This window comes from Amycolatopsis acidicola, from assembly GCF_007713735.2.
GTDB classification, from domain to species: Bacteria; Actinomycetota; Actinomycetes; order Mycobacteriales; family Pseudonocardiaceae; genus Amycolatopsis_E; species Amycolatopsis_E acidicola.
The window spans coordinates 17,539-34,715 of sequence record NZ_VMNW02000062.1 but is presented as its reverse complement, the minus strand read 5'-3'; the positions used below and the strand labels follow the sequence as shown (position 1 = coordinate 34,715).

Annotated in this window: 15 protein-coding genes; 7 read left to right on the top strand and 8 right to left on the bottom strand. The window is 71.1% G+C overall.

The genetic code is table 11. The annotated features are described in order from the left end of the window. Positions 1 to 36: 36 nt before the first annotated feature. The 4 genes from FPZ12_RS31165 (at position 37) to FPZ12_RS31150 (ending at position 4,847) form a co-directional block, all read left to right on the top strand. The gene (locus FPZ12_RS31165; RefSeq protein WP_144757334.1) at positions 37 to 855 is read left to right on the top strand and encodes an enoyl-CoA hydratase-related protein; all 819 of its coding nucleotides are present in this window, start codon (positions 37 to 39) and stop codon (positions 853 to 855) included. Between the two features lie 64 nt (positions 856 to 919). After that, positions 920 to 2,371 carry a cytochrome P450 gene (locus FPZ12_RS31160; protein WP_243770115.1) on the top strand — a complete coding sequence of 484 codons (1,452 nt, stop codon included), beginning with the start codon at positions 920 to 922 and terminating at the stop codon, positions 2,369 to 2,371. Positions 2,372 to 2,533: 162 nt separating this feature from the next. Further along, positions 2,534 to 4,381: an EAL domain-containing protein gene (locus FPZ12_RS31155; RefSeq protein WP_243770114.1), complete on the top strand. Its 1,848-nt coding sequence runs from the start codon at positions 2,534 to 2,536 to the stop codon at positions 4,379 to 4,381. 10 nt (positions 4,382 to 4,391) lie between these two features. After that, positions 4,392 to 4,847, top strand: a complete 456-nt coding sequence (locus tag FPZ12_RS31150) for a peroxiredoxin (protein WP_144757337.1) — start codon at positions 4,392 to 4,394, stop codon at positions 4,845 to 4,847. 143 nt (positions 4,848 to 4,990) lie between these two features. On the opposite strand, the gene FPZ12_RS31145 is transcribed toward FPZ12_RS31150, so the two are convergent. The 3 genes from FPZ12_RS31145 to FPZ12_RS31135 form a co-directional block, all read right to left on the bottom strand. Continuing rightward, positions 4,991 to 5,533: a GNAT family N-acetyltransferase gene (locus FPZ12_RS31145; RefSeq protein ID WP_150980569.1), complete on the bottom strand. Its 543-nt coding sequence runs from the start codon at positions 5,531 to 5,533 to the stop codon at positions 4,991 to 4,993. Between the two features lie 100 nt (positions 5,534 to 5,633). Then, positions 5,634 to 6,785: an LCP family protein gene (locus tag FPZ12_RS31140; protein ID WP_144755408.1), complete on the bottom strand. Its 1,152-nt coding sequence runs from the start codon at positions 6,783 to 6,785 to the stop codon at positions 5,634 to 5,636. 99 nt (positions 6,786 to 6,884) lie between these two features. After that, positions 6,885 to 7,565, bottom strand: a complete 681-nt coding sequence (locus tag FPZ12_RS31135; RefSeq protein ID WP_144755405.1) for an alpha/beta hydrolase — start codon at positions 7,563 to 7,565, stop codon at positions 6,885 to 6,887. A 50-nt stretch (positions 7,566 to 7,615) separates the two neighbouring features. On the opposite strand from FPZ12_RS31135, the gene FPZ12_RS31130 reads away from it, so the two are divergent. Then, entirely contained in the window at positions 7,616 to 8,320 is a 705-nt protein-coding gene (locus tag FPZ12_RS31130; protein ID WP_144755402.1) for a sugar isomerase domain-containing protein, read from the top strand. 1 nt (position 8,321) lies between these two features. On the opposite strand, the gene FPZ12_RS31125 is transcribed toward FPZ12_RS31130, so the two are convergent. Then, entirely contained in the window at positions 8,322 to 10,187 is a 1,866-nt protein-coding gene (locus FPZ12_RS31125; protein WP_144755399.1) for an ABC transporter ATP-binding protein, read from the bottom strand. A 146-nt stretch (positions 10,188 to 10,333) separates the two neighbouring features. On the opposite strand from FPZ12_RS31125, the gene FPZ12_RS31120 reads away from it, so the two are divergent. After that, on the top strand, positions 10,334 to 11,641 hold the full coding sequence (locus FPZ12_RS31120) for a glycosyltransferase 87 family protein (RefSeq protein WP_144755396.1): 1,308 nt from the start codon (positions 10,334 to 10,336) through the stop codon (positions 11,639 to 11,641). Here FPZ12_RS31120 and FPZ12_RS31115 read toward each other — a convergent pair. The 4 genes from FPZ12_RS31115 to FPZ12_RS31100 form a co-directional block, all read right to left on the bottom strand. Beyond that, complete coding sequence (locus FPZ12_RS31115) at positions 11,619 to 11,828, bottom strand: helix-turn-helix domain-containing protein (RefSeq protein WP_005437638.1); 210 nt, start codon at positions 11,826 to 11,828, stop codon at positions 11,619 to 11,621. The genes FPZ12_RS31120 and FPZ12_RS31115 overlap by 23 nt on opposite strands. A 268-nt stretch (positions 11,829 to 12,096) precedes the next feature. Then, entirely contained in the window at positions 12,097 to 13,725 is a 1,629-nt protein-coding gene (locus FPZ12_RS31110) for an ABC-F family ATP-binding cassette domain-containing protein (RefSeq protein WP_144755393.1), read from the bottom strand. A gap of 122 nt (positions 13,726 to 13,847) precedes the next feature. Then, positions 13,848 to 14,525: an acVLRF1 family peptidyl-tRNA hydrolase gene (locus FPZ12_RS31105; RefSeq protein ID WP_144755391.1), complete on the bottom strand. Its 678-nt coding sequence runs from the start codon at positions 14,523 to 14,525 to the stop codon at positions 13,848 to 13,850. Then, positions 14,522 to 16,084: a deoxyguanosinetriphosphate triphosphohydrolase family protein gene (locus tag FPZ12_RS31100; protein WP_144755389.1), complete on the bottom strand. Its 1,563-nt coding sequence runs from the start codon at positions 16,082 to 16,084 to the stop codon at positions 14,522 to 14,524. Before FPZ12_RS31100 ends, FPZ12_RS31105 begins: the two co-directional genes overlap by 4 nt. A gap of 23 nt (positions 16,085 to 16,107) precedes the next feature. On the opposite strand from FPZ12_RS31100, the gene FPZ12_RS31095 reads away from it, so the two are divergent. Further along, entirely contained in the window at positions 16,108 to 17,142 is a 1,035-nt protein-coding gene (locus FPZ12_RS31095; RefSeq protein ID WP_144755386.1) for a lycopene cyclase family protein, read from the top strand. The last annotated feature ends 35 nt before the right edge of the window (positions 17,143 to 17,177 follow it).

The following is a 17,177-nucleotide window of genomic DNA, read 5'->3' as shown; positions in this document are numbered from 1 at the left end:
ATCAAGCACGCTTGATTGTTTTAGCCGGGAGGACCGTTGGACCACACCGAGATCACCTACGCCGTCGAGGGGCCGATCGCCACGGTCACGTTGAACCGCCCGGACGCCCGCAACGGTTACACCGTGCGGATGTCCGACGAGCTGGCCGATGCCTTCGACCGGGCCGACTCGGACGAGGCCGTGCGTGCCGTCGTGTTCACCAGCGCGGGTGAGGACTTCTGCGTCGGCGCCGACCTGTCGCAGGGCGGCGGGTTCGAGGTGTCCGGCGACGACTGGCAGGAGCCCGCCGGCCGCTGCTCGAAGCGGATCTTCGAGATGACCAAACCGGTGATCGCCGCGATCCGGGGCGCGGCCGTGGGCGCCGGGCTGACGATCACGCTGTCGGCGGACTACCGGCTCGCGGCCACCGGCTCGAAGTTCGGGCTGGTGTTCACCCGCCGCGGCATGTTCCCCGAGGGCGGTTCGGCGTGGTATCTCCCGCGGCTGGTCGGGCTCGGCCGGGCGCTCGACTGGATGGTCAGTGGCCGGATTTTCGGGGCGGAGGAAGCGAAAGCGGCCGGCCTGGTGCACGAGCTGCACGAACCCGGTGAGCTGCTGGACAAGGCCTACGCGCTCGCGCGCGAGATCGCCGAGAAGACGTCCCCGGTGTCGGTCGCGGTGACGCGGCAGCTGCTGTACCGCCTCGCCGCAGCCGACTCGCCCTACCCCGCGCACCAGCTCGACTCCCGGCTCACCGCCCTGCTTCCGCAGCACGCCGACGCCGTCGAGGGCGTGCTGGCGTTCCTGCAGAAACGGCCTCCGGAGTTCCCACTGCGGGTGGACCGCGATCTCCCGGACTTCCTCCCCTGGAACTGACAACGGGCCTTGCCAGTTGACCCGCGGGGCGGCAACCTGGATGGGGACGCTGCAAGGAGGCATCGTGACGATCCGCGACCGGGTTCCGCCCCTCACGTCGATCCCGCTGCCGAAGGCCGTGGACCGCAGACTCCTCGGCAAGCGCTATCCCGTGCGGGAACTGGCTTCCCCGCCGCCCGGCAGCGGGCTGAAGCCTGTGCTCGGCGACGCCGGGGCCCCGTTGCTCGGGCATTCGCTGGACTCGATGCGCTTCGGCGTGGACTTCGCGCTGCACCGCTACGAAACCTACGGCCCGGTGTCGTGGATGGGCTCGCTCGGCACGAAGATCGTCGTCCTCGCCGGCCCCGAGGCCACGCAGATCGCCTTGGTGAACAAGGACAAGGTGTACTCGCAGGCGGGCTGGCGCTTCTTCATCGAGCGGTTCTTCCACCGCGGGCTGATGCTGCTGGACTTCGAGGAGCACCACCTGCACCGGCGGATCATGCAGGAGGCCTTCACCCGCGACAAGCTCGCCACCTACGCGCGCGAGTTCGGGCCGACGCTGCGGGCGGGCATCGCGGAGTGGGGCGGCCAGGACAGGCCGCGGCTGTACTGGGCGCTGAAACGGCTGACGCTGGACGTCGCCACCCGGGTGTTCATGGGCATGCCGAGCGGGCCCGGCGCCGCCAAGATCAACCGCGCCTTCGTCGACTCCGTGCGCGCCGCCACGGCGATCGTGCGCGTCCCGGTGCCCGGCGGGCGCTGGGCCGCCGGGCTGTCCGGCCGCAAGGTACTGGAGCGCTACTTCGCGGAAAACCTTCCCGCCAAACGGAATTCGCCCGGCGACGACCTGTTCTCCGCGCTGTGCCACGCCACCGGCGACGACGGCGAGCGGTTCAGCGACGACGACGTCATCAACCACATGATCTTCCTGATGATGGCCGCGCACGACACGACGACCATCACCAGCACCGCCGCCGCGTACCACCTCGCGAAGCACCCGGAGTGGCAGGAACGCGCGCGGGAGGAGTCCCTCGCGCTAGGCGACGAACCACCGGGACTGGCCGAGCTGGACCGGCTGAAAACGCTGGACCTGGTGATCAAGGAGTCGCTCCGGCTCACCGCGCCGGTGCCCTCGCTGCCCCGGAAAGCGTTGCGGGACACCGAGGTGCTGGGCTACCACATCCCCGCGGGCACCCTCGTCAGCGTCTCCCCCAACACCAACCACTTCTCGCCCGAACACTGGAGCAATCCACGTTCGTTCGACCCGGAGCGCTTCGCCGAGGGCCGCCGCGAAGACAAGTCGCACCGCTACGCGTGGATGCCCTTCGGCGGCGGCGCGCACAAGTGCATCGGGCTGCATTTCGGCATGTTCGAGGTGAAGGCCGTGCTGCACGAAATGCTGCGCGCCCACCGGTGGTCGGTGCCCTCCTCGTACCGGATGCGCTGGGATTACGTATCGTTGCCGGTACCTGTCGATGGGTTACCTGTGCACCTCGCCGCGCTCGACCGCGGTAGCCAGAAATCTCACGAATAGTGACCACATCTACACTGATCATCACTCGTTCAGCCGGTAGACAGTGCCTGCCCGGAAGTGATGGCGTGACATGACCCCGGGCCGGTACCCCCACCACGAGAGCCCCGAGACGCTCTTGTGGCGGCTGACCTGGCTTTTGTCCGTACGTTAATGAGGTGAAGCGTGCCGGAACCTGGTGGGGCGCCAGGGTTGGCGGAGGTCGTCCAGCGCTGGGCGGCACGGCTGGTGAACACGGATGGGGTAGCACTTCCCCAGGAGAAACTGGAAGAGATCCTGACCGGCGTCGCGCACGACGCCGCCGCCAAAGCGGAAGCCGCTCGCGAAGCGGCCAGCCGCCGGTTTACCGCGCTCTTCGCGGGCGCGCCGGTCGGCATCGCGCTCGCGGGGCCGGACGGCGACGTCGTGGAGGCCAACGCGGCGCTGGGCCGGTTCCTCGGCCGCAAACCGGAAGAGCTGCGCGGGCTCGAACTCTCCGCGCTCGGCTTCGAGCGGCGGGACCAGATCGTCCTCGCCGACGGGCTGGAGGAGATCGAGGCGACCGACGCCGACCACTTCGTGCACCGGGTCCAGCTCGGGCACGCCGACGACACCGGGGTGTGGGCGGACGTCACCATCGCTTCGCTGCCCGGCGACCGCCCCGGCACGACGTATCCGGTGCTGATGGTCAACGACGCCAACGAGGTTTTCGACCTGCAGGAGGCGCTGCGCCGGCAGAGCGTGCACGACAGCCTCACCGGGTTGTCCAACGCTTCCCGGTTCAAGGTGCAGCTGGAGGGCGCGTTCACCCCGTCGGCCCGCGACCAGGTCGCCCTGGTGTACCTGGACATCGACGGGTTCAAGGTGATCAACGACGGCCTCGGCGCCGGCTACGCCGACGAGGTGCTGCGCGGCGTGGCCCGCAAACTCGAGTCGGTGTTCACCGAGTACGACGCGCTCGTCGCCCGGCTGCCCGGTGACGGGTTCGGCGTGCTGCTGCGCGGGCAGCTCAAACCGCAGAACGTGATCAAGCTCGTCGAGGACGCGCTGGCCGAGCTCGCCGAGCCGATCTACCTCGGCGACGCCGGGGTCGGTGTCAGCGCGAGCGTCGGCATCGTGGTCCGCGACGTCGCCGACGGCGGGCCCGAGGACCTGCAGCGCGCCGCCGAGATCGCCTTGCACCGCGCGAAAGAAGCGGGCAAGGCGCAGTGGATGCTGTTCGACCCGGAGCTGGACGCGCGCGACCGCACGCGCTACCGGCTCGGCGCGGAAATGGCCGGCGCGCTGGAAAGCGGCGAGTTCTCGCTCGTCTACCAGCCCACGGTGAAGCTCGACGGATCCCGCAGGCTGGCCGCCGTGAACGCCGGGCTGCGGTGGAACCACCGCGAACTCGGCGAGCTGGACTCCCCCGAGTTCTACCCGCTCGCCGAAACCACCGGAATGACGCTGGCGCTGGGAAAATGGCTGCTGGCCGAGTCGCTCAAGGCGGCCGCGCGCTGGCGCGCCGAACACGGCGACGCCGCGCCCGACGTCTGCATCCGGCTGCCCGGCAGGCTCGCGATCGACCCGGACCTGGTGCGCCTGGTGAAGGAGCAGCTCGACCGGAATGCCTTGCCAGCCAAGGCACTCCGGCTGTGCACGGACAGCGCTTCGCTGCTCGACACGCGTGGTGAGGTGCTGGAGTCGCTGTCGGTGCTGGCCGACATCGGCGTGAAACTGGTGCTGACCGTGTCGGGGTCCGCGGACCTGGAGCTGATCCCGCGCCACGAGCTGAACGTGCAGCACGTGGTCCTCAGCGGCGGCGTGGTCGACGCGATCGACGACATCGACGACGAGATCGCGGTGCGGCATCTCGACCAGCTGGTGACGCGGGCCCGTGAGCTGGGCCTGCGGATCGGTGCCGAGGGCGTGCTGACCGACGAGCAGGCGGGCCGGCTCGCCGAGCACGGCGTGATCGCGGCCCGCGGGCCGTTCATCGGCATCTCGGTCACCGGCGACCACGTGGACGATCTGATCAACAGCGACGCGAACTGAGGCAGGGCGAATGCGCGAAGGCGAGCAGGTCCCCGATTTCACGCTGACCGACGACTCCGGCGAGGACCGCTCGCTGTCGGGGTTGCTCGAAGCCGGGCCGGTGGTGCTGTTCTTCTACCCGGCGGCCATGACGACCGGCTGCACGGCCGAGAGCTGCCACTTCCGTGACCTCGCGAAGGAGTTCGCGGAGGTCGGCGCGCAGCGGGTCGGGATCAGCCCGGACGCGGTCGAGAAGCAGCGGGAGTTCAGCAGCCGCAACGGTTTCGACTACCCGCTGCTGTCCGATCCGGACGGTGCCGTCGCGAAGCTGTTCGGCGTGCGGCGCAGCTTCGGGCCCTTGCTGACGCGGCGGCACACCTTCGTCATCGGCACCGACCGCACCGTGCTGGCGGTGATCAAGAGCGAACTGCGGATGGCCGTTCACGCCGACAAGGCCCTCGAAGCACTCCGCGCCCACGCGGCTTAGGTCCGGTTCGGGTTCAGCGGCTGCTGCCCCGGTACTCGCCGGGTCGTCCGGCCGCCCGCCCACGCGGCTTAGGTTCGCCCCTACCTGAACCGGCGGCGGCCCGGCCCGGTCCTCGCCGAGCCACGGCCGCCCGCCCGCGCGACCTAACCCCGCCCCGGCTTCAACCGCCACACCACGAGCGTGCCGGTGCTCGCCGGGCCGCCCGCCTGCCCGGCCGTGCGCGTGCCGACGCGCGTGAAGCCGAGCCGCTCGGGCACGGCGCCGCTGCGGACGTTCGCTTCGTCGTGGTGGATCTCCACACGGGTGGCGCCGATGCGGAACGCCTCCTCGGTCAGCAGCCGCGAAGCACGCGTCACCAGCCCCTGCCCGGTGGCGCTTTTGCTGAGCCAGTAACCGATTTCGAGCCCGCCCCCGCCGATCCGGGTCATCAGCCCGCACCCGCCGGCGAGCTCGCCGCCCGCGCCCAGGATCGCGTACTCGAAGGCATCGCCCACCCGCCACTGCCGGTCCGTCCGGGTCAGGAAGTCCACGGCGTCGGCCTCGCCGTAACCGGCCACGGCCCACGGCAGGAAGGCACCGATGTGGTCCAGCGACCCGGTGACCGCGCGCTCGAGCGCCGCGGCATCGCCCGCGCGCCAGCGCCGCAGCGTCACCACGCCGTCGGTCAGGTATTCCGCGGGTCGCACCCCTTCATCGTGCCCGGGCGCGCGGATCTTCGCACCGGGTTTTCCCACGGCGGCGCCGCATGGCCGCGGCGCCGCCACGAGTGGTACAGACCAGCCCCGGCTAGTTGGTGATCACGCTCGCCGGGATCTCGGTGTCGTTCTTGAGCGCGTCGAACAGCTGCTTGGACTTCGTCTTGTCCCAGTTCTCCGCCGAGCTCGAGGTGACCGGCACGGTGGTGGTCGTGACCCCACCGTCGGAGATCCCGCGCATGTTCCACGCCAGCGCCAGCAGGTTCTGCAGGTGGTCGCCGGAGTCCATGGTCAGCGCGTCGGGCGCCGAGGACAGCAGCGGGAACAGGTCGAACGGGTTCAGCAGCGTCCCGGGCGAGGCGATCTGGCTGGCCAGCGCGCCGATGAACTTGCGCTGGTTCTCCACCCGGTCGAGGTCCGACCGCGGGGTCGCGTCACTGTGCCGCATCCGCACGAAGCCCAGCGCGTGCGCCCCGTCCAGCTTCTGGCAGCCCGCCGGGATCGTGATGTTGGTGTAGTCGTCGTGCATCTCCTTGTCGATGCACATGTCCACGCCGCCGATCGCGTCCACGATGTTGGCGAACCCGCCGAAGCCGATCTCGGCGTAGTGGTCGATGTGCAGGCCGGTGGCCTGCTCGACGGTCTGCACCAGCAGCGGCGCGCCGCCGATCGAGAACGCCGCGTTGATCTTGGTCTTGCCGTGCCCCGGCACCGTGACCTCGGAGTCACGGGGCAGGCTGAGCAGCGTCGGCTTGGTGCTGTTGTCCGGCAGGTGCGCGACCATGATCGTGTCGGTGCGCTGCCCGCCGCCCGCCGCTGCGCTGTCGCCGGTGGCGAGCGTCTGCTCCTGCTCGGTGGTCAGCCCGTCGCGGCTGTCCGAGCCGACGATCAGCCAGTTCGTGCCGGACGCCGCCGCCGGGCGGCCGGAGTAGTCCTTGAGCGCTTCGACGCGGTTGATCGAGGAGTCGAGGTAGATCCACACCCCGGCGAGGAAGGCCACGATGACGAGCACGAGGCAGAGCAGGATCTTGCCGAACCCGAAACGCCGCCGCTTGCGGGGCGGGCCCGGCGGCGGGCCCTGCTCCCGGGGCTGCCTCGGCGGCGTCGGCGGTGGCCCGGCCGGGCGCCGCGGCGGCGGCCCCGGAGGTGCTTCGCGCCCGGGCAGCGGCATCATCTGCGCGGCTTGGTGCTGCCGTGCGCCCCTGGGCTGACGTGGTCGTTCCGGATAGCCGCCGTAGCTCATCGCGCCTCTCTCGTCCCCGATCTCGGCTCGCGTCCGCCCTAGTAGACAGCAAACCTCCCGAGGTGGGACGCCTGACTCCCCAAAAGGGTTGTTCCGGACTCAGAGAGGCAGCCGTAACCGCTGCTCGGGACGCTGTTCCCAGGCAGTGAGCGCGCGCACTCCGGCGGCGTCGAGCACGAAGTCGCGCACCAGCCTGCTCCAGGCCCCGGCCCGGCAGAGCATCGCGTGCCCTTCCGAGAGCACTTCGAACCGGGCTATGCGCGCCGCGTAGTCCTGCGCGCGCACCGCGTAGGCGTAGGACTCGGCCGCGCTGGTGATCCGGTCTCGCGTGCCGTGCGCGATCAGCACGTCGCGCTTCTTCACCGGTTCCACCGGCTCCCCCTCCGGCGTCCACGGCGCGAGCGCGCACGTCGCCGTCACCGCCGGGTCATCGGCCACGCGCAGCGCCACCCGGCCGCCGAGCGAATGCCCCACCAGGAAGACCGGCACGCCGGGCCGTTCCGCGCGGATCCGCTCCAGCGCCCAGCGGGCGTCGGCCACGGGCTGCAGATCCGGCTCGTTCCACCCGCGGACCCGGTTGCGCAGCAGCCGCACCTCGACCCCGTGCCACGCCGCCGCGGCGTGGATCGCGCGGGCGAACGGCACCATGCGGAGATACGCCAGGCCCCAGGGCCGGACCGGGTTCAGCCCGTTTTCCGCGCCGCCGTGCAGGACCAGTGCCACCGCGCGGACCGGTCCTTTGGCGTCCCAGCGGGACAGTGTCGCTTGTCGATCGGTCACATCGGCACCAACGCCCGCACGGCGCGATTTTATCCCGCTAAGGTCACCGGGTGATCGTCGATCTGGTGACCCGCGCCGTCCAGGACGCGGAAACGGCCAATGCAGAGTCCATCCCGAAGGCCGCGGAGCTGGTGCTCGCGTCGCTGCGCGCGGACGGCCTGGTGTTCTCGGCCGGCGCCGGGCACTCGCTCGCGGCGGTGGCTGAGACCTTCTACCGCGCGGGCGGGCTGGCCAGCGTCTATCCGCTCTACCACCCGGAGCTGCTCCCCCTGCACGGCGCGCGGGCGAGCACGCGGACGGAACGGCGCAGCGGCCTGGCCGCCGAGGTGCTGGCCGAGCGCGCCCCCGGTCCCGACGACGTGCTCGTGGTGTTCTCGAATTCCGGCGTGAACCCGTATCCGGTGGAGCTGGCGCACGCCGCCCGCGCCGCGGGGGCGCCGGTGATCGCGGTCAGTTCGCGGGTCTCGGTCGCGGCAGCCCCGAAGCGCGCGGCGAGCACGCTCATCGAGGAGGCCGACATCGTCCTCGACACCGGCGTCCGCCCCGGCGACGCGAGCTTCCCGCCGGAGAACCCGCGCACCGCCGCTCTGTCCACTGTGCTCAACGCGTTCCTATGGAACGCGGTGCTGGCGAGGCTCGTCTCGACGGCGGACTTCGAGGTGCCGTTGTGGCGCAGCGCCAACGTCCCCGGCGGCGACGAGGCCAACGCGAGCCTGCACGCGCGCTACTTGCCGCGGATCCCGCAACTGGCCTGACTCACGCGGCGGCGGGCTCCTCCGCGAACTGCGTGCGGTACAGCTCGGCGTAGCGGCCCTCGGCCGCGAGCAGCGCCGCGTGCGTTCCACGCTCGACGATCCGCCCGTCTTCGACCACGAGGATCTGGTCGGCGGCCCGCACGGTCGACAGGCGGTGCGCGATCACCAGCGCCGTCCGCCCCGCCAGCGCGTGGCTGAGCGCTTCGCCGACCGCCACCTCCGACTCCGAGTCCAGGTGCGCGGTCGCTTCGTCGAGCACGATCACCTTGGGCTGCGCCAGCAGCAGCCGCGCGATGGTCAGCCGCTGCCGTTCACCGCCGGAGAGCCGGTAGCCCCGCTCCCCCACCACGGTGTCGAGCCCGTCCGGCAGGCTCCGCACGAGCGCCGAGAGCCGCGCCTTCTCCAGCGCGTCCCAGATCTCGTCCTCACCGGCGCCCGGCCGCGCGTACTCGAGGTTGGCCCGGATCGTGTCGTGGAACAGGTGGCCGTCCTGCGTCACCACGCCGACCGTCCGCCGGATCGCCGGGAAGGCCAGGTCGCGAACGTCCACATCGGACAGCCGGATCGCGCCGGAGTCCACGTCGTACAACCGGGGCAGCAGCGACGCGATGGTCGACTTCCCCGCGCCCGACGACCCGACGAGCGCCACCATCTGGCCCGGCTCCGCACGGAACGAGATCCCGTGCAACACTTCCTCGCCACCACGGGTGTCCAAAGTGGATACTTCCTCCAGCGAGGCGAGCGAGTACTTCTCCGCGGCCGGATATCCGAACCGCACGTCGTCGAACTCGACCGAGACCCCGCCATCGGGCACCGTCCGCGCGTCCGGCTTCTCGGTGATCATCGGGTCCAGGTCCAGCACCTCGAAGACCCGCTCGAACGACACCAGCGCCGTCATCACGTCCACGCGCACGTTCGCCAGTGCCGTCAGCGGACTGTAGAGCCGGGTCAGCAGCAGCGCGAGCGCGACGACGGTGCCCGGCGCCAGCTGTCCCTGGATCGCCAGCCAGCCGCCGAGCCCGTAAACGAGCGCCGTCGCGAGCGCGGACACCAGGGTCAGGCTCGTCATGAACCACCGGGTCAGCATCGCCGTCCGCACGCCGATGTCGCGCACCCGCCCGGCGCGGGCGCCGAACTCGTCGGCCTCCTGCCGCGGATGCCCGAACAGCTTCACCAGCGTGGCGCCGGGCGCGGAGAACCGTTCGGTCATCTGCGTGGTCATGCCGGCGTTCAGCTGCGCGGACTCCCGCTGCAGATCCGCCATCCGGCGGCCCATCCGCCGCGCCGGCAGTACGAACACCGGCAGCAGAACCAGCGCCAGCACCGTCACCTGCCAGGACAGCGTCACCATCACCACGAGCGAGAGCGCCAGCTGGATCACGTTCGTCACCAGCCCGGACAGGGTGGCGGTGAACGTCCGCTGCGCGCCGATCACGTCGTTGTTGAGCCTGCTCACCAGCGCGCCGGTGCGGGTGCGGGTGAAGAACGCGATCGGCATCCGCTGCACGTGCTCGAACACCGCGCGGCGCAGGTCGTAGATCAGGCCCTCCCCGATGCGCGCGGACTGCCAGCGCTCGATGAGCCCAAACCCGGCGTCGGCGATCGCCAGCACGGCCACCACGACGGCCAGCCCGACCACTACACCGGCCTCGTGCCCCGCGACGATCGCGTCGACCACGCGGCCCGCGAGCACCGGCGTGGTCACCGCGATCACCGCCGAAACCACCGTCAGGGCCAGGAAAACGAGCAAACCCCGCCAATACGGCCGGGCGAACTTCGCGACCCGGCCCACCGTGCCGGGGGTCAGTCCCCGCGGCACGTCGGCCCCGCGCATCGCCGAGCCGAGCAGGCTCCAGGTGTTGTCCACCGCGTACCCTCCACCCTCCCAAAACCTCGACCTTAGTCGAGATCTTCACCACGTCATCCCAGGACAACGCCCAGTATCACCGGGAACATTCCGGAATCGAGCGCCGATTTCCGGCGGGGCACGCCGCCTCGGTAATGTTGCTGGTCATGGGTGTAGACGCGTCGCAGGACACCCGCGCCCGCACCCGCGGCCGCGGCCTCCTCGCCCGTTCACCGCTGGCGCTGGACATGATGTTCTACGTGGGCTGCCTCGCGTACGCGGTGGTGGTCGCGTTCACCTCCGAGTTCTACGGCTTCCGCATGTGGGGCGCCTTCGCCGCCGTCGGCTACGGGATAGCGGTGGCGCACACCGTGTGGCTGGCGCTCCGCCCCCGCAGGCCCGGCCCGCTCTACTCGCGCGGGTTCGGATTGGCCGCGATCGGCGTGCTCGGGATGATCGTGCCGCTCGGTTTCCTGGTGATCCGGCGGCTGACCGGCACGGACTGGCTGATCACGCCGTTCTCGTGGGCCGCGCAGCCCGAGGTGTGGGTGATCGAGCGCTCGGCGGACCTGCTGCTGCGCCACGGCACGCCGTACGTGGACATCACCGCGCTGGGCCGGGCCCCCGAGGTCAACGACTACACCCCCTACGGCCCGGTGATGTCGGTGTTCGGGCTGCCGCGGGCGCTGTTCGGCGGCACGCCGCTGGGCGACGCGCTGACCGACGCGCGGCTGATGTTCGCCCTGACCGCCGTGGCGTGCGTCTGGGTCACTCTGCGCCTGCTGGGCAGGCCCCGGGTACCCGTGCGCGCGGCCCAGCTCGCGATGGCCTGCCCGCTGACCGCGCTCACCTGGTCCGTGGCCGGGCCGGATCTCGCGATCGTCGGGCTGATGCTCGTCTCGGGCGCGCTGGCCGCACGGGACCGGCCCGTGGCCTCGGCGATCCTGCTCGCGCTGGTGCTCAGCGCGAAACTCATCGTGCTGCCGGCCGCGGTGGTGCTCGCGGTGCTGGTCGCCACCAGGCTGGGCGGGCGCGCGCTGGCCCGGTTCCTGGCCACCCTGGTGGCGGCCTGTGCCCTGCTCAACGTCCCCGTGCTCCTGGTCGACCCCAGTGCTTTCGTGGAGCACGTCTTCCGGTTCCCGCTCGGGCTCGGCGTGGTGACCTCGCCCGCCGCGAGCCCGCTGCCCGGTCATCTCCTCGCGAGCACCGGCCCGGTGGGGAAAGCGGCCGCGTTCGTCGTGCTCGGGGCGGCCGCGATCGCGATCCTGGGGTGGCTCCTGCGCCGGCCACCGGTCACCGGTTCGGACGCCATGCTGCGGATCGCCGTGGGGCTGGGAGCGTTCACACTGCTCACCCCGGCCACCCGGTACGGATATCTCGTTTATCCGCTCGTGCTGCTCGGAGCGATGCTGTGCTTTCGCCGTGCGGAGTACGAAACCCCTTCGGCGGGTCCTACTTCTTCTTCACGCGAGTAGCGCCCCCGCGCCCTCGCAACTGCACTCCCGATTCGGAAAGTACGCGGTGCACAAAACCGTACGAGCGTCCGGTCGACTCGGCCAGCGCGCGAATACTGGCACCCTTCTCGTATTTCTTCTTCAGGTCAGCGGCCAGCTTGTCGCGCGTGTTCCCGGTGATCCGCGCGCCCTTCTTCAGGTCAGCCACGTCGTTCCGCCTTCCTCCAGACAGATGATCCGGGCCTGGCGCGGCCCGCACACGCAATGATCGATCACGCGCGGCCGGAATGCCAGACGGCGGGCGAAAAACATGCCCGGGAGCCCCGATATTGGGCCATTTCGGTGTGGTTGCCTACAACAACTAAACAAACCTTTGGCCGTTTCAGCCTGCCGGCGGGAAGGAGGCAAACCCGCGACCGGGGGCCGCGCCACGTTTCCCTCGTGGCTGTTTGCCCCGGGCCGGCGGGCGAGTTACGTCAGGCCAGCTGCACCAGTTCGAGGTAATCGGCGGACCAATGATCCTCGGTGCCGTCGGGCAGCAGGATCACCCGCTCGGGTTCGAGCGCCTCGACCGCGCCCGGGTCGTGCGTCACCAGCACGACGGCGCCGGAGTAGCTGCGCAGTGCGTCGAGCACCTGCGCGCGGCTGGCCGGGTCGAGGTTGTTGGTGGGCTCGTCGAGCAGCAGCACGTTGGCCGCGCTGGAAACGAGACCGGCCAGCGCCAGCCGCGTTTTCTCGCCACCGGAGAGGGTTCCGGCCGGCTGGTCCAGCTGCTCGCCGGTGAACAGGAACGAGCCCAGCAGGTTCCGCAGCTCCTGCGCGCCGGTGTCCGGAGCCAGATGGCGGATGTTCTCCCACACGCTCGCTTCGTGGTCCAGCGTTTCGTGTTCCTGCGCGTAGTAGCCCAGCCGCAGCCCGTGCCCGGGGACGACTTCGCCGGTGTCCGGCCGCTCCATCCCGCCGAGCAGGCGCAGCAGCGTGGTCTTGCCCGCGCCGTTGAGCCCCAGCACGACCACCTTCGAACCGCGGTCGATCGCGAGGTCGACGCCGGTGAAGATCTCCAGCGAACCGTACGATTTGGACAGTCCCTCCGCGGTCAGCGGGGTGCGGCCGCAGGAGGCGGGCGCGGGGAACTTGATGTGCGCGACCTTGTCCGCCTGGCGGGTGTCGTCCAGGTTCGCCAGCATCTGCTCGGCGCGGCGGGCCATGTTCTTCGCCGCCACCGCCTTGGTGGCCTTGGCGCCGAGTTTCGCCGCCTGCTGCTGCAGGGCGCCCGCCTTCTTCTCCGCGTTCGCGCGTTCGCGGCGGCGGCGCTTCTCGTCGGTGGCGCGCGCTTCCTGGTACCGCTTCCAGTTCATGTTGTAGTGGTCCAGCTCGCCGCGCGTGGCGTCGAGGAACCACACCTTGTTCACCACTTCGCCGAGCAGCTCGACGTCGTGGCTGATCACGACGAGGCCGCCTTCGTGCGATTTGAGGAAGCCGCGCAGCCAGTTGATGGAGTCCGCGTCCAGGTGGTTGGTCGGCTCGTCGAGCAGCAGGATCGTGTCGGAGCGGCCGGACGCGCCCACGTCGGACGCCGCGAACAGGATGCGCGCCAGCTCGACGCGGCGGCGTTGCCCGCCCGACAAAGTGCGCAGTGACTGCGCCAGAATCCGTTCGGCCAGGCCGAGGTTCGCGCAGATTCGCGCAGCCTCGCTCTCGGCCGCGTAACCGCCGAGCGCGGCGAAGCGCTCCTCCAGCCTGCCGTAGCGGCGGATCGCCTTGTCCCGCGCGTTCTCGTCGACGAGCTCGGACATCGCCGTCTGCGCCTTTTCCATGTCACGCAGCAACGCGTCGAGGCCGCGGGCGGAAAGAACCCGGTCCTTCGCCGTGACGGAAAGGTCACCCTCGCGCGGATCCTGTGGCAGATAGCCGATTTCACCGCCGTGGCGGACCTCGCCCGCGTAGGGCTGGCCTTCGCCCGCGAGGACCTTCAGCGTGGTGGTCTTGCCCGCGCCGTTGCGGCCGACGAGGCCGATGCGGTCGCCGGGCTGGATGCGGAGGGTGGTGTCGGCGAGCAGGATGCGCGAGCCGGCGCGCAGCTCCAGGCCGGTGGCCGTGATCAAGAGAACTCCCGGGAAAGGGGGGTGGACGTGGACAGCACTCGACGGCCCGGCCCTCGGCCGGGCCGGAAGCTACTCCAGCTGGATGTCCACGAGGCCCAGTGTACGGATCACCGTCCGGCGATTTACCGGCCGGTGGCGGGACTCACCCCGTCACGGATCACGACGGGCACGTCGCGGGCCCGTTCGGCCGCCTCGCCGAGCACCGACCGCCGGGGTTCAGGGACGTCCAGAACACGGTGCGAGGCAAGGGAAAACACCGGCTCCAGCCGGTGGTCGGCACGCAGCTGGTCGAGCACCTTGCGGTCCCCGCCCAGCACCACCGCGGCCAGCTCGCCCGCGCGCGGGACGAGCACCTCGAAGATGTCGTCGGCCGCGTCCTGGACGGCCGCCCGCGCCTGCCCCTCCCGGCGGCGCGCGAACCGCTGCTGCGACCAGCCGCCCGCGGCGGAGCGGCCGTGCACGTGGTGCCGGTCGGTGCGGGACACCAGTACCTTGCCGCCCTCGGCGATCCCGATGCTGTGCGCGCCGAGGCGCGCCAGCACCAGCCCGATCCGCCGCGGCCGTTTCGCTTGCACGACAAGGCGAATGGTAGGCGGACCGGACCCTTCCAGCGGCGGGAACGGCACTTCCGCCGTCGCCGTCGTTCCGTTGCGCGCGGTCACCACGACTTCGGTCGCGCTCGCCGCCGTGTCCTCGATCCCGCCGTTGCGCTCGGCGAAGCGGTCGAACCAGCCCGAAAGCCGCTCCGGCGCCACCTCGACGATCCGCCCGCCCCCGGCGGCTTCCCGTGCCTTGCTCACAGCACGAACGAATCGGACCAGGGCTGCGACGAGCGGCCCGACATCGCGTCGAGCAGGGTCACGGCCTGTTTGTCGGTCAGGGAGGCGACGAAGTCCACCACCGCGCGGCCCCGCGCGAGCCCGTCCACCTGGTCGGCGCCGGTGACCGGTTCACCGGTCGCGCCGACGAGGACTTCCGGCGCCGAAGCGGCGAGCCCCGTGTATTCCGAGCGCGCGAGCTCGACGAGATCGTGCAGGCGCCGCGGCAGCCTCGACTCCTCGTCGCGGTCGGCCAGCCACGCGTCCAGCGCGTCCACCAGATTGGTCACCAGACTCGCCTGTCCTCGTTGGTGCAGCGCCAGTTCCGGGCGCAGCAACACGAAGCGGCGGTGCACGAACTTGAGCACCTGCACCTCGTGCCACTGCGCCTGGCGCAGGGTCACGTGCCCCGAGCGGGTCGTCGGCGACTCCACGACGACCATCCCGTCCACCAGCCGCGTCGTCCACCGCGCCGAGAACTCCGCGGTCGCCTGCTCGGACTCGGTGGAGCCGTCGAATCCCTGGGCCAGCAGCCCGTCCACGAGATCGCGGCGCACCCGCCCGACCGCGGCGGCGAACGCGTCGTCGTCGACGATCCACGCATCGCGCGCGTGCATCCGGCGGCGCAGCAGTTCGAGCGAACGGCCGGGCCGTCGCTCCTGCCCGGCGAGGGTCGCATTGTCCATTTGCGCCAGCTCCAGCGCGCCGCCGAGCCAGCCGGTCAGCTCCGCCGCGACGGGCGCGTGCTGCAGCACGCCGATTCGGTGGAAATCCTGCAAATCGTGAATCGCGTACGCGATATCGTCCGCGGTATCCATCACCGAAGCCTCGACGGTCTGCTGCCAGGGCTCGATTATCGAGACGTACGGGGCCCGCGCTTGTTCGAAATCGTCCAGTTCCGTCGAATAGACGCAGAATTTCGCCGAACCGGTGCCCGGGGCGTCGCCGGGCTCCGCGGCTCCGCGCGGCGGGTTGGGCATTTTCGACGGGTGCGGGTCGGGCCGGTGCAGGCGCGCCCACGGATACTTGAGCACCGCCGCGCGCACCGCGGCCGTCAGGTCGAGCCCGACGCCGGAGGGACCGCGCACGTCGGTGGTGGTCAGGATGCGGAAGGTCTGCGCGTTGCCCTCGAACCCGTCGGCGAGGCCGAACCGGTGCCGGGCGATCCGGTCCAGCACCTGCTCCCCCAGGTGCCCGAACGGCGGGTGGCCCAGGTCGTGCGCGTACGCCGCGGCCTGCGCGACGACGGGGTCGAGCCCGCCGAGTTTGCCCACCAGCTCGGCCGAATCCGCCGAGGCCAGCAGCCGGTCGGCGATCGCTCTCGCCACCTGCGCCACCTTCAGGCTGTGCGTGAGCCTGTTGTGCAGCAGGCCGGAACCGGCGGCGCTGACCACCTGCGTGACCCCGCCGAGGCGCGCGAAGAACGGGGACACCACGATCCGGTCGCGATCGGCGCGGAACGGGTTGTCCGCGAGATCCGACCAGGTCGTGGCCGCCTCGGCCGCGGCGTCACGGCGTTGCGCCCGGAGATCGTTGTGCATGGCGGTAACCGTATCTTCCGTACATGCCTGACGTGGTCGTCGCGGGCTCCGGGCCCGCAGGCTGGGCGCTGGCCTCGGCGTGCGCCCGGTCCGGCCTGCACACGGTCCTCCTGGCGCCGCGGCCGTGGGCGCCCTGGCCGGCGACGTACGGGCTCTGGCGTGACGAGCTTCCCGGGCTGCCGGAGGAGGCGATCGCCGCCGCGCCCGCGCGCACGCTCGCCTTCGGCACCTCGCACCACGTCCTCGACCGCCAGTACGTCGTGCTCGACAACGACGGGCTCCGCCAGTGGCTCACCGACCCGGGCGTGGAGGTGCGCGAAGGGCGGCTGGGCGACGTCGCGGCGCCGGTGGTCGTGAACGCGACAGGCGGCCGGGGCCGCGGCACGGAGCAGACCGCGTACGGGCTGGTGGTCGCGGACGCCGGGGAACTCGTCCCGCCGGACACCGCGATCTTCATGGACTGGTCGCGGGCTGCCCGCGAGCCGAGCTTCCTCTACGCCCTCCCGGTCCGCGACGGCGTCCTGCTGGAGGAGACCTGCCTGGCCCGGAAACCGGGACTGCCCCTGGATCTCCTGGCCGCCCGGCTCAGGCACCGCCTCAACCGGGCCGGCATCCCCCTCGAGGGGCGCGAGGAGCTGGTCCGCATCCCTCTCGACACCCCGCGCCCGCGCACGCTCGCCTTCGGGGCCGCCGCCGGTCTCGTCCACCCCGCGACGGGCTACTCGCTCGCGACGGCGCTGCGGCTCGCGCCCGCCGTCGCCGCCGCGATCGCCGACGGCCTCCGCGTGAGCCCAGCTCACGCTGTGCGCGCGGCCCGGCACGAGATGTGGCCCCCGGCCGCGCGGGCCGTTCACGCGCTCCGGAGATTCGGGCTGCGGGCGCTCCGCGAGATGCCGGGCGAGCTCCTCCCGGAGTTCTTCGAGGTCTTCTTCGGGCTTCCGCCACGGTTACAGTCCGCGTTCATTTCGGGACACACAGATGTCGCAGGAACGGCGATGGCTCTGGTGGAGGTGTTCAAGACCTCCCCCGGACGACTACGGAGAGTTCTCATATCGTGAGAGTCGACGTGCCGATTAGCCCGTTCTAGGGAACT

Coding starts and splice junctions, on each gene's coding strand:
- FPZ12_RS31150 (WP_144757337.1), top strand. CDS start 4,392: ATGCGCGAAGGCGAGCAGGTCCCCGATTTCACGCTGACCGACGACTCC.
- FPZ12_RS31140 (WP_144755408.1), bottom strand. CDS start 6,785: ATGAGCTACGGCGGCTATCCGGAACGACCACGTCAGCCCAGGGGCGCA.
- FPZ12_RS31120 (WP_144755396.1), top strand. CDS start 10,334: ATGGGTGTAGACGCGTCGCAGGACACCCGCGCCCGCACCCGCGGCCGC.
- FPZ12_RS31100 (WP_144755389.1), bottom strand. CDS start 16,084: ATGCACAACGATCTCCGGGCGCAACGCCGTGACGCCGCGGCCGAGGCG.
- FPZ12_RS31095 (WP_144755386.1), top strand. CDS start 16,108: ATGCCTGACGTGGTCGTCGCGGGCTCCGGGCCCGCAGGCTGGGCGCTG.